Genomic DNA, 12,161 nt, shown 5'->3' with positions numbered 1-12,161 from the left:
CAACTAATTAAACTAAAAAACTTTAAATTAATACCATTATGAGCACTAAACCAGAAGTAGTTTCAAAAAAAGTACTAATCCCGTTTATTCTTGTTACCTCATTATTCGCACTTTGGGGTTTTGCTAATGCCGTAACAGACCCAATGGTTCAAGCATTTAAAAAGGTACTAGAACTAACTAATTCAGAAGCTGCTTGGGTTCAAATGGCTTTCTATGGCGGTTATTTTAGTATGGCATTACCCGCAGCTATGTTTATGCGTAAATACTCTTATAAAGTTGGTATTTTAATTGGTTTAGCTCTTTACGCCACTGGAGCGCTTTTATTTTACCCCGCTGCTCAAACAGAAAACTTTATGTTTTTCTGTCTAGGTTTATATATTTTAACTTTCGGATTAGCTTTTTTAGAAACAGCGGCAAACCCTTACATACTAGCAATGGGTTCAAAGGAAACAGCTACCCAACGTTTAAATTTAGCACAGGCATTTAATCCCCTTGGTCTAATAGCTGGTGTGGTAGTAGCACAACAGTTTGTTTTAAAAAACCTTCAATCAGATGATATTGCAGACTTCAGCCTTTTAGATGAGGCTTCTAAGATTGCTATTAAAACTGCTGACTTGATGGTGATTCGAAATCCATATGTTGGTTTAGGCTTAGTGTTGATAGCTATTTTTGTAATATTCTTAGTAAGCAAAATGCCCCAATCTAAGGAAGAAGGTGACATGCCTAGTATATTGGATACTTTTAAAACCTTAGGAAAAAACTCTAAATACATTTTAGGAGTTTTAGCACAAGTACTATATGTGGGTGGTCAAATTATGTGTTGGACATATATTTATCAATATGCCGAAGGTATTGGGGTAGACAGCGTAACGGCAGGCTATTACCAAATAGCTGTATTTATCATCTTTTTTATTGGAAGAGCTGTAGGAACTTATATGTTAAGATTTATGAGTTCAGGTAAACTATTAATGTATTTTGCAATATTAGCTTCAATATGTACTGTTGGAACAATATGGATAACCGGAATAGTTGGCTTATACTGTCTTGTAGCCATTTCATTTTTTATGTCTTCAATGTTCCCTACAATTTATGGTATTGCTTTGGGTGATTTAACTGAAGAACAGTCAAAAATAGGTTCTGCAGGACTTGTTATGGCAATTGTAGGTGGTGCCTTAATGCCAAAGTTTCAAGGAATGATAATAGATGCCGGTGGAAGTGGCGTTGCAGATACCCAAATTTTAGGAGTTTCTGAAGTTAATTTTTCATTTATTTTACCTCTGGCATGTTTCCTATACATTGCCTGGTATGGCCTTAAGGTATTCAAAAAACATGAAACTCAAATCGTATAATTTTCAATAATAACAGATTATGAAAAAGTATTGTTTGGCATTAGATTTAAAAGACGACCCTATTTTGATTTCAGAATATAAAAAGTATCATGAAAATGTTTGGCCAGAAATAGAACAAAGCATTACAGATTCTGGTATTACAAGTGCAGAAATTTACTGTTTAGGTAATAGGTTGTTTATGATTCTTGAGGTTGACAACTCTTTTTCTTTTGAAAAGAAAGGAAAAATGGATTCAAACAATGCAAAAGTACAAGAATGGGAAACGCTTATGTGGAAATACCAGCAAGCATTACCCATAGCAAAAAAAGGAGAAAAATGGTTACTTATGGATAAGATTTATGAGCTATAAATTGTTTGTGTTTGTTGAAGATGGAAATTCAACTTCAAACATACTATAGCTAAATAATTAATTTAAAAAACTTAAATATGAAACCTTTTATCAATGTAAAGTATCCTTCTGTAGATGATTTAAGAAATCGAGCTCAGAAAAAAATGCCAAAATTTGCCTTCGACTATTTAGACGGAGGCTGTAACGAAGATATAAATCTGCACATTAACCGTGCAGATTTACAAAAAATTCAACTGATGCCTCAGTATTTATCAGATTTTGAAAAATCTGAAATGAAAACTGAATTGTTTGGTCACACTTATGATGCGCCGTTTGGAATTGCGCCCGTGGGTTTGCAAGGATTAATGTGGCCAAATTCAACTGAGATTTTAGCCGAAGCCGCCTTTAAACATAATATTCCTTTTGTTTTAAGTACTGTTACCACATCTAGCATAGAACGTATAGCAGAAATAACTGAAGGAAAAGCTTGGTTTCAGCTCTATCACCCAGCCGAAGAAAGTGTAAAGGTTGATATTTTAAATAGAGCCGCAGCTGCTGGCAATGATGTTCTTGTAATCTTAGCTGATGTTCCTACTTTTGGTGTAAGACCAAGAGATACTAAAAATGGCTTAGGAATGCCTCCTAGGATGACTCTAAAAAATATTGTTGAAGTTTTTAAACACCCACATTGGGCAATGGAAACTTTAAAACATGGTATTCCAAATTTCCAAACTCTTGTACCTTACATGAAAAAAGGTATGAGTTTACAGCAATTAGCAAAGTTTATGGACGAAACCTTTTCCGGTAGATTAAGTGAAGAACGCATCGCCAAAATTAGAGACCAATGGAAGGGCAAAATTGTAATTAAGGGTGTTGTTAATGAAATAGATGCAGAACGCGCTATTAAATTAGGCCTTGATGGTATAATAGTTTCAAACCATGGTGGACGTCAATTAGATTGTGGTGAATCATCTATTGTGCCTATGACCCATTTGGCGAAAAAATATGGTGACAAAATAAAAATCATGGTAGATTCTGGTTTAAGAGGAGGACCCGATATAGCAAGAGCTATGGCTAGTGGAGCAGAGTTTACTTTTATGGGACGTAGTTTTATGTACGGTGTTGGTGCCTTAGGTAAAAAAGGTGGAAATCACACTATAACAATGCTAAAGAAAGAAGTACAACAGGTTATGGAACAAATTTGTTGTCAAGAAACCAACAGTTTTCCGGAACATTTAATTCAAAAATTATAAATTAGAGATAGATTTATCTTATGTATATAAAAACACCTGTGATGATAACATCACAGGTGTTTTTTTTTAAATGAAAATATTACAGAAGACTTACCTTGTTATATCTCTACTCTAATCTAATGGTACTTTTTCTACATTTCCTAAACTGTTCACTTGTAAATCCTTGGCGCCTTCATAAAGCAACACCTTAGAAAAGGTATTGTTTTCCAGTTTTATATTAGTAGCATACATCTTAGCTTTTGAGTTAAAATTTCCATATCCTTCCCATACTGAAAGCTTAATAGCCATGTTTTCGGGAATAAAATTATCATCTGTAGTTTTAATAGAAACATGGTGCTCTGAACCATTAATTTTAGCTAATAAATTATTCGCCATACCATTTCTACTATCCAAAATATTCATTTCCACATAGGCGTTTTTTGCATTTGTATAAGGCACTCCAAATGCTTCCGCAAACTTTGCATTAGCACTACAATTTACTATAGTATCATTGTTTCCCACGTTAAAACCAGTGGCAACACAATCTCTAACCACACAATCTATCACCTTATCTCCAGATCTATTTAACCCTGTACAAATACCACGTCGCATTTGGAAAACTGTACAATTTTTAATCGTTGTATTTTTAGTTTGATGCCCGTTGTATTCTGGATACATGCGTATACCGTCTTCACTCAACGAAATTATTTCTCCTGGTATGATTTTTCCATCTAAACCAATAATCGTTCCTTCAACATAACCTGGTTTGTGTTTATGTTTTGGCTTTTTAGCAAAAAAAGCCTTATCGAACATATAACCAGATGTTTCTGCTAAAATAGCATCTGTAGTTCTTAGTAAACCATCAACATGACAATCTTCAATTACCGTATCTTCAGCTCCTTGTAAGAAAATAGCATGCCCCATAGCACGCATATGGACACTACAACCAATAAGCTTTACATTTTTTGCAGGATAACCAATACGAATACCATTCATTTTTCTAACATCTCCTCCTCCTAAGCCAAATAAACTACCATATCCATATGGGTTAGAGCCTGCCGTTCGTACCTCAACATTTTTAAGAACTATATTCTCTCCTACTACATTAAAAATTTTGTTTTTACTCTGCATTCCTGGTTTATCTCCATAAGTCTCAATATATAAACCTTCAAATGTTGTGTCCTTTCCTGAAATTTCAATTACACAGTACATACTATTGCCATCATTGCTTTTTTCTAAATCTTTACGACTAAAAAGCTTAGTATCTACCATAATTCTAACTCCTGTTAGATCATAATGTGAATTATTTCCGGTTACCTCTATAAACCGTATTTTTTTTGCATCATCAATTTGGTAATTGCCAGATTCAAGCTTTACGTTAACATTATCCTTATCTAAATATTTTTTAAATTCTGTAAGGGTATTAACTGTAATAAATTCATTTGGAACATTTATATTTTCATTCTCTATACCTTTCGAAACCTCATTGCAAGACGTAGCCAATGTAATAATTGTAAAAACTGTGAAAACTAATTTGATATATTTCATTTATACTTTATTCGTTATTTATTATTTTAAACTCTTTATGTAAGCAATATTTTAGTCTTTAAAAACTGGCGTGAACTTTACTGTCAGTTTTCCCTTGATAAGCTTTTTGGCAAAATCAACACCAATTCTATATGCAGGTCCTCCTTCTCTTAAGTGCTTTACAGGGACTCGTTCGTCTTTAATAACTAAGGCACCATCATCACTAAACACCTCCGCTTTTAAGGTTTGACTCTCAGTTTTTAAAAGAACTGTATTAGCATTAATTATTTCATATTCTGATAAAGTCATAATAGCAACTCCAAAACTTCCAGGTTCAGAAAGTAAAAACTCATCTGTTATACTTATTACACCTTGACCAGACTTATCATTTTGCATGGTTCTTACTAAAGTATTTAAAGCTGGAATTTCATAGGCAGACTTAACATCTATGACTACTTCATCTTTGCTTTCAGTAAATTCAGTAGAGATTATATCTCCTTTAAACTCTTTACCTTTTGACTGAAGTGTATTGTTAATTCTAGGCACTGGATGCCCCCAAGAACTACGAGCTGGATTGTTATCTGAAAATGCTCCAGCCCTATAAGATGGTGCTCCAATATCTCCAGTTAAAATATCTTTACCCAACACAATTGTGTAAGTCCCAACATCCATATGATTATGATTTTCTCTATTATGGCCAGCCTTAATTGCTATAGATAGAGGTACTTCTTGATTTCCTCTTGAAATTACCATACCAAACTCATCAAAATAAGTATAACTTGGCAACCCTTCAATATCACCTGTTTCCTGTTCTTTATCTAACTTATTTTTCTGATGTTCCCATTCTATCAACTGATAGACAGCAGAAAAAGAGTCATGACGGACATTTTTTCTTTCCCGAGGCGGAGGCATAGTGGCACCGTACGTTCTCACAACCATCCGACTGGCAAACCCTCCATCGTCAAAAACTTTGGAAACGCCATCAGAAAAAGGCGCACAGACATTCTCTGTAATCTGATATCTGAATGGGAAATTTGCAATATTTTCTAATTTTTCCTTATTATCAAATTCAAATAAATCTATAGCCCCATTCGTATAATTATAAAGAATTTCTGCCAAGTATAAATAATGTCCAAATCCATAATTCCAATACCCTGCTCCCTCAGAACAATACCCATCATCACCAAACCCACTGAGATAGATTTTCATACTATTTAAAGCTGTTCCAATTGCGGCTAAACGTTCTTCATAATTATTAGACGTACTAATAGTTACAAATACTGAACCACTGGTACAAACAGAGTTCCAGTTACTTGTTGCTTTATACCAATTAAGATGTGTTTTTACTTCTCCACTTGTTGATTGCAAGTAAGCATCAATAATTCTTTTTCTTAATTTATCTTTTATTGAATTCCTTAATTCACGTGAAAGTTTATTACCTAAAAGAACCTCTGCCAAAGCCAGATCTGAACCAAACCTACGTGAACCTAAATCTATAGCCATACTTTTTCCTTCTAAAACATCGTTAGAATTATTATCATGGTTTGGATGCAACCAAGACTTCATGCTCATAATTGCATTAAGGTATTCTTCTATTTGAGGTAAAAACCGACCTTGATTCTCTATACATTCAGCTAACATAAAATGCTCCAAACGTGTCATTGTTCTATAGTATCGAGGTTTATAAATTCCTCGGTTACCCTCTTTATTAGCTAATCTGTATATAGAATCTGTAATGGGTACTTCTGGTTTAATTTCAATATCTGAAATAGCATCTTGCAAATATTTTTTCCCAGAATCAGTTGAAGCAATGTCTTCCCAATACTTTCTATTAGTTATAGGTGGAGCAGGTTGAAAAGTCTCTTTCGGAATAACCGCTTTTAACATTTCAACCTGAGTTGCATTAGGGCTATACTTTTTTGAACTTGCTTCTAATAAGTAAGTTTCAATATCTAGCTTAACAGTATCTTTTTCTTTGCCACAACTAACAACAAGAAAAAGCGTTAAAACAAAAGACGTACTAACTATTATTTTATTCATTTCTTTCAGATTAATGTTTTACAAATACATAAAAAAACTTATCATAAGTGCTTCCAGTGTAATAAGTTTTATTATACTTATTTCATGCTTGAAATTAGCTAAACGAGCTGTATTTCAATATAAATCAATATTCATTCTATATAAATCATGAACCTCAATTCAAAACTATTTTTGACACATCTACTTAAACTTACATTCTAAGGCTAGTTTCAAAAAAAAAAATAAAGTCAATAAAAAACCCCAATGCACAAATTACATGCATTAGGGTTTTAACTAATTACAAATATTTTATACTAAATAGTTTTATTGATACTGAGCATATATAACTTTGGTTTGCAAATATTCTTCCATACCGTGCTTACCATCAGCCCCTCCTATTCCAGATTTTTTCCAACCTGCATGAAAACCTTGAATAGCCTCAAAATGCTCTCTATTTACATATGTTTCTCCAAACTCTAACTGATCACAAGCATGCATTACCTTATTAAAATTCTCTGAAAAGATTGACGACGTTAAACCATACTCACAATCATTTGATAATGCTATGGCTTCATCTAAAGTACTAAACTTCATAACTGGCAAAACAGGACCAAAAACCTCTTCTTTAATAATTTGCATATCTTGTTTCACATTGGTAAGTAAGGTTGGTTGATAAAAATACCCCCTATCAAATTGGCTAGATTTACCCCCTCCTAGAACCACTTCAGCACCTTCCTTTTTAGCAAACTCCACCATTTCTTCAACTTTATTCACCTGATCTTTAGACACCATACTACTCATATCTGGGTTGTTAGTTGAAAAAGCATCTTCAACCTTAACTTCTGCCATTTTTTTAGTTACTTTATCCATAAACTGGTCATAAATCTTATCTTCAACGTACACGCGTTCTGCACAGTTGCAAACTTGACCACTAAAAATAACCCTAGAAGACACAACGGCATTAACAGCTAAATCAAGATTAGCATCTACACAAACAATGGCAGGTGCCTTACCACCCAATTCCAAAGATACTTTTGTAATGTTTTCAGCTGCGGCTTCCATAATTTTTTGACCAGCACCTACACTACCTGTTAAACTAATTATACCAGTTAATGGGCTTTTAGAAAGTGCATTACCTACAATACTTCCCTTACCGCAAACAAAATTTAACACCCCAGTAGGTACCTCTATATTCTCAATAAGTTTAGCAAACTCCATAACTGTATTTGGCGCTATTGAGCTAGGATTAATAACACAAGTATTACCCGTTACTAATGAAGGAGCAATTTTTCTTGCCATTACAAAAAATGGAAAATTCCATGGTAAAATACCTACCGCTACACCTATAGGTGCTTTATGTAAAAAAATATGTTCTTTTTTTCTATCACTTTGAATAATCTCTCCTTCAATTCTCCTTGCCCAGGCCGCGTTATAATCAAAATAGTCTGCAGTTACATCAATTTCCACCTGAGCCAATCCAAGAACTTTTGCCTGTTCTTTAGCCAATGTTTCAGCCAAAAACACCCTATTTTCTCGAATTACATCTGCCATTCTATGTATATAACCCGCTCTTTCAATGGCTGTTAAAGATTTCCAATTATGTTGAGCAGCTTTAGCCGACTCTAAGGATAAATTAGCATCCTCAACAGAACCTTTTGGTATAAGAGATAAAACTTCTTCTGTGCATGGGTTTAAAATTTCTATGGTATCTGTAGAAGTAGATTTTACGAATTTACCATTAATGTATTGCTTAAATTCTTTCATAATTAGTATGTATTAGTTTAGAAAACAACGAATACTTTTTAACAGTAATTTTAAGCAAGCATATATCTAAATTTTAAATTTACTGTGTGGTATAAAAAAGCATTATACAAATATGAAAATTAAAAACAGGGTTATATTTATCTATAACAAACCAGTTTATGTAAAAAACAAACATGAATGTATTTTACATAAACCAAACAAAAACAAAAAAAAAAAAAAAAAAAGAAACAAAATAAATCTATGAAGTATACTTTCCAGATTTGTAAAGCGCAGGAGAAATACCGGTTACTGATTTAAAAACTCTTGAAAAATGAAACCTATCAGAAAAACCAAGTTTAAAAGCAAGACTTTCAATAGACTCATTAGTATGCTCAAAAAGTTCGCAAGCTTTGGCTACTTTTCTGTTTTGAATAAAATTATGCAATGTTATATTCATTTCTTCCTTAAACAATCTTGCAAAAGAGTTGGGAGCCATATTAACAATTGAAGCTAATTCTGAATTACTCAACTTTTGCGTAATGTTTGCCTCAATGAACCGATGTACTGTTAAAACCCGATTATCAATATTAATAGTTTTCCATAGTTCGGGGCCAATATTAGAAACCGCCTCTTTTATAAAAGCCTGTAGCTTTAAATTAAAAGTTACCTTAAAGTCCTGATTTTCAATCTTTAACCTTTCTGTCAAATAAATTAACCTATCCTTAAGATGTACATTTAATTCTACTTTAAAAATTCCTGGAAACACATTATCAAACGGGGTTCCTAAATTAAAATGTGCAAAAAAATGAATTAAATAATTATTTCTATAATAAGTTTCATTGTGTTTCTCTGTTAAATTCTTCCCAGAAACATGTATTCCAGACTCAAACTCATGATGTTTCTGGTATCGTGTAGAGAACGATGTAAAAGGAGAAATAATATATAAATAATCTGGGTTCATTTCATAAACATCATCCTGTAAGACTAATGTTCCTCCTTCATTTTTATTCCAATATACCCTCCAAAATGGAAAAACCATATCATGGCAATCCCACAAATCTAAATACCAATACCTGCAACATAACACTTTCAAATTAAAGTCTATGAAGTTTTGATTTTTTGATGACGGATCGCCTAACTCAATTTTCTTTACAAATTCCACAAAAAAACAATATGTTTAAATTATACACAAATATACAAATTTTAAATACATCTTTTTTGAGAGTCCAAAATTAAATTTGTAACCAAATATTATTTAAAAACAAATCAGCATGAGCGATATAAAATTACCTATTGAGGCACAAAAAGAACTAGACAAAATCTCAAAGGTTGCTGGCTATTTATGGCAAAGAGAATGGGCAGAAAGAAACGCAGGAAACATTTCCATGAATTTAACTTCTTTTTTCAAAAGAGAGGAAATTCTTGAAAAAACCAAAAACAAATCATTTACGCCTTTTGATTTCCCTAAAGGAACCGAAGGTTATGTATTATTTATAACTGGTACAGGTTGCTACCTTAGAAGCTTGGTAGACAACATTGAAGAAGCATCCTGCATCTTATACATTAATGAAGATGCCACTAGTTACACAATTATTTGGGGAGGGAAAAGAGAAGGTTTTGCCCCTACTTGCGAATTAATTTCTCATTCAAGCATTCATCTTTTCAACACTATAAATAACCCAACTCATTTAGCAATTCTACATACACACCCTCTTGAATTAATTGTGATGAGTCATCACCCATTATTTAATGATGAAGAAGAACTAAACAGACAAATTTGGATGATGTGCCCAGAAGTACGTGTGTTCGTACCAAAAGGTATCCACTGCACACCATATGCACTTTCAAGTACAGAAGCTTTGGCAAAAGTAACAATGGAAGCCTTTAAAACTAGAAACGTATCACTATGGGAAAAACATGGTGCCACAGCAACCGGTGAAGATGTTGAAAAAGCTTGGGACTATTTAGACGTGGCAAACAAAGGCGCTAAGTTATTATTAATGTGTTGGGCTTCTGGATTTAAGCCTGCTGGATTATCTAATGAGCAATTAAAGGAATTAGAACAATTTACATAAACCACTAAACATAAAATAAATACCATGAATAAATTAATAGGAAGATTACCCAAAATAGGCATTCGCCCAGTAATTGATGGACGTGAACTTGGCGTAAGAGAGTCTTTAGAAGACCAATGTATGGATATGGCAAAAGCTGCCGCAAACCTAATTGAAAGTAACATATATTTTCCTAGTGGGGAAAAAGTGGAGTGTGTTATAGCAGACACTACCATAGGAGGAGTTGCAGATGCTGCCGCTTGTGCCGATAAATTTAAAAGAGAGGGCGTAGAGGTTTCTATAACCGTTACCCCATGTTGGTGCTATGGCACAGAAGTAATGGACACAGACCCCCTAATCCCAAAGGCTGTTTGGGGGTTTAACGGCACCGAAAGACCTGGAGCTGTATATTTAGCTGCGGCTTTAGCCGGATATTCTCAGAAAGGGCTTCCCGCTTTCGGAATCTACGGAAAAGAAGTTCAAGATGCAGGAGACCAAAGTATTCCTGAAGATGTATCAGAAAAATTATTACGGTTTTCAAGGGCTGCCTTAGCTGTTGCACAAATGAAAGGGAAATCATATTTATCAATAGGCTACAGCTCAATGGGAATTGCTGGTTCTATGGTTGATGTTAATTTTTTACAAGACTATTTTGGCATTAGAGCCGAATTTGTTGAGTCTGTTGAATTATTAAGAAGAATGGACGAAGGCATTTATGACAAAGATGAATATAAAAAGGCTTTAATTTGGACAAAAGAAAATTGTAAAGAAGGTAAAGATTATAATACTCCAGAAGCTCAAAAATCTGCTGAAGTAAAGGAAAAAGAATGGAAAAAAGTTGTTAAAATGACGCTTATTTGTCGCGATTTAATGGTTGGTAACCCTAAATTAAAAGAACTCGGTTTTGGTGAAGAATCTAAAGGACGTAACGCCATTATCGGAGGCTTTCAAGGACAAAGACAATGGACTGACTACCAGCCAAATGCCGATTTTACTGAATCTATATTAAATTCCTCTTTTGACTGGAATGGTATCCGTCAAGCTTTTGTGTTCGCAACAGAAAATGATTGCTTAAATGCAGTTTCAATGCTTTTCGGGCATTTATTAACAAATACAGCCCAAATGTTCTCTGATGTTAGAACATATTGGAGTCCAGAATCTGTAGAGCGTGTTACTGGTAAAAAATTATCAGGGATTGCTAAAGATGGTATTATTCATTTAATAAACTCGGGCTCTACAACCTTAGATGCTACTGCACAACAAAGTGACAAAGATGGTAACCCAACTATGAAACCGTTTTGGGAAATAACTGAAGATGAAGTTCAAGATTGCTTAGACAACACTAAATGGCCACCTGCTATTGGTGAATATTTTAGAGGCGGAGGATTCTCTTCACAATTTAAAACAAAAGGCACTATGCCTTTAACCATGTGTAGAATAAATTTAGTTAAAGGTATTGGACCTGTACTACAAATTGTTGAAGGATGGAGCGTAGAATTACCTGAAGACATCCATACTATTTTAGATGAAAGAACCAACCCTACATGGCCAACAACTTGGTTTGTTCCAAGATTAACTGGGAATGGATTCTTTAAGGACGTATACTCAGTAATGGCAAAATGGGGAGCAAATCACGGAGCTATATCTTACGGGCATATTGGAGCGGACCTAATTTCACTAGCATCAATTTTAAGAATCCCAGTAAATATGCATAATATTTCTGATGAAGATGTTTTCCGACCAAGCGCATGGTCTGCTTTTGGCGAAAATTTAGAATCTGCAGATTATAATGCTTGTGACACCTATGGTCCTTTATACGGATTTAAATAAAAACACATCATAGAATAAATTAAATCTTAAAACCTCTCCCATTATCAATTTTAAAAATTATTTGGGAGAGTTTACTCCT

General features: G+C 33.8%; 9 protein-coding genes. 5 read left to right on the top strand and 4 right to left on the bottom strand.

Annotation, left to right across the window (positions count from 1 at the left end; genetic code table 11):
- The first annotated feature begins 38 nt into the window (after positions 1-38).
- The 3 genes from fucP (at position 39) to N1F78_RS11015 (ending at position 2,930) form a co-directional block, all read left to right on the top strand.
- The gene (fucP, locus tag N1F78_RS11025; protein ID WP_406683214.1) at positions 39-1,349 is read left to right on the top strand and encodes an L-fucose:H+ symporter permease; all 1,311 of its coding nucleotides are present in this window, start codon (positions 39-41) and stop codon (positions 1,347-1,349) included.
- A gap of 19 nt (positions 1,350-1,368) precedes the next feature.
- Positions 1,369-1,698 carry an L-rhamnose mutarotase gene (locus tag N1F78_RS11020; RefSeq protein WP_406683213.1) on the top strand — a complete coding sequence of 110 codons (330 nt, stop codon included), beginning with the start codon at positions 1,369-1,371 and terminating at the stop codon, positions 1,696-1,698.
- A 77-nt stretch (positions 1,699-1,775) separates the two neighbouring features.
- Entirely contained in the window at positions 1,776-2,930 is a 1,155-nt protein-coding gene (locus N1F78_RS11015; protein WP_406683212.1) for an alpha-hydroxy-acid oxidizing protein, read from the top strand.
- Between the two features lie 111 nt (positions 2,931-3,041).
- Here the strand turns inward: N1F78_RS11015 and N1F78_RS11010 are convergent, their stop codons facing one another.
- The 4 genes from N1F78_RS11010 to N1F78_RS10995 form a co-directional block, all read right to left on the bottom strand.
- Positions 3,042-4,457: a hypothetical protein gene (locus N1F78_RS11010; RefSeq protein ID WP_406683211.1), complete on the bottom strand. Its 1,416-nt coding sequence runs from the start codon at positions 4,455-4,457 to the stop codon at positions 3,042-3,044.
- A 51-nt stretch (positions 4,458-4,508) separates the two neighbouring features.
- Positions 4,509-6,476, bottom strand: coding sequence for a hypothetical protein (locus tag N1F78_RS11005; RefSeq protein ID WP_406683210.1), 1,968 nt, complete (start codon positions 6,474-6,476; stop codon positions 4,509-4,511).
- 303 nt (positions 6,477-6,779) lie between these two features.
- Positions 6,780-8,219, bottom strand: coding sequence for an aldehyde dehydrogenase (gene aldA / locus N1F78_RS11000; protein ID WP_406683209.1), 1,440 nt, complete (start codon positions 8,217-8,219; stop codon positions 6,780-6,782).
- A gap of 238 nt (positions 8,220-8,457) precedes the next feature.
- Positions 8,458-9,360, bottom strand: a complete 903-nt coding sequence (locus N1F78_RS10995) for a helix-turn-helix domain-containing protein (protein ID WP_406683208.1) — start codon at positions 9,358-9,360, stop codon at positions 8,458-8,460.
- Between the two features lie 109 nt (positions 9,361-9,469).
- Between N1F78_RS10995 and rhaD the strand changes: the two genes are divergently transcribed.
- Both rhaD and N1F78_RS10985 read left to right on the top strand, forming a co-directional pair.
- Complete coding sequence (gene rhaD / locus N1F78_RS10990; RefSeq protein ID WP_406683207.1) at positions 9,470-10,273, top strand: rhamnulose-1-phosphate aldolase; 804 nt, start codon at positions 9,470-9,472, stop codon at positions 10,271-10,273.
- Between the two features lie 24 nt (positions 10,274-10,297).
- Positions 10,298-12,082 carry an L-fucose isomerase gene (locus tag N1F78_RS10985; protein ID WP_406683206.1) on the top strand — a complete coding sequence of 595 codons (1,785 nt, stop codon included), beginning with the start codon at positions 10,298-10,300 and terminating at the stop codon, positions 12,080-12,082.
- Positions 12,083-12,161: the final 79 nt, after the last annotated feature.

The organism is Seonamhaeicola sp. MEBiC01930 (assembly GCF_045277075.1).
Taxonomy (GTDB): domain Bacteria; phylum Bacteroidota; class Bacteroidia; order Flavobacteriales; family Flavobacteriaceae; genus Seonamhaeicola.
The sequence above is the reverse complement of the archived record's forward strand: the minus strand, read 5'-3'. Positions and strand labels throughout refer to the sequence as shown.

What these genes read in the sequence shown, in the direction of transcription:
- fucP (WP_406683214.1), top strand. Translation starts at nt 39, where the DNA reads ATGAGCACTAAACCAGAAGTAGTTTCAAAAAAAGTACTAATCCCGTTT.
- N1F78_RS11020 (WP_406683213.1), top strand. Translation starts at nt 1,369, where the DNA reads ATGAAAAAGTATTGTTTGGCATTAGATTTAAAAGACGACCCTATTTTG.
- N1F78_RS11015 (WP_406683212.1), top strand. Translation starts at nt 1,776, where the DNA reads ATGAAACCTTTTATCAATGTAAAGTATCCTTCTGTAGATGATTTAAGA.
- N1F78_RS11010 (WP_406683211.1), bottom strand. Translation starts at nt 4,457, where the DNA reads ATGAAATATATCAAATTAGTTTTCACAGTTTTTACAATTATTACATTG.
- N1F78_RS11005 (WP_406683210.1), bottom strand. Translation starts at nt 6,476, where the DNA reads ATGAATAAAATAATAGTTAGTACGTCTTTTGTTTTAACGCTTTTTCTT.
- aldA (WP_406683209.1), bottom strand. Translation starts at nt 8,219, where the DNA reads ATGAAAGAATTTAAGCAATACATTAATGGTAAATTCGTAAAATCTACT.
- rhaD (WP_406683207.1), top strand. Translation starts at nt 9,470, where the DNA reads ATGAGCGATATAAAATTACCTATTGAGGCACAAAAAGAACTAGACAAA.
- N1F78_RS10985 (WP_406683206.1), top strand. Translation starts at nt 10,298, where the DNA reads ATGAATAAATTAATAGGAAGATTACCCAAAATAGGCATTCGCCCAGTA.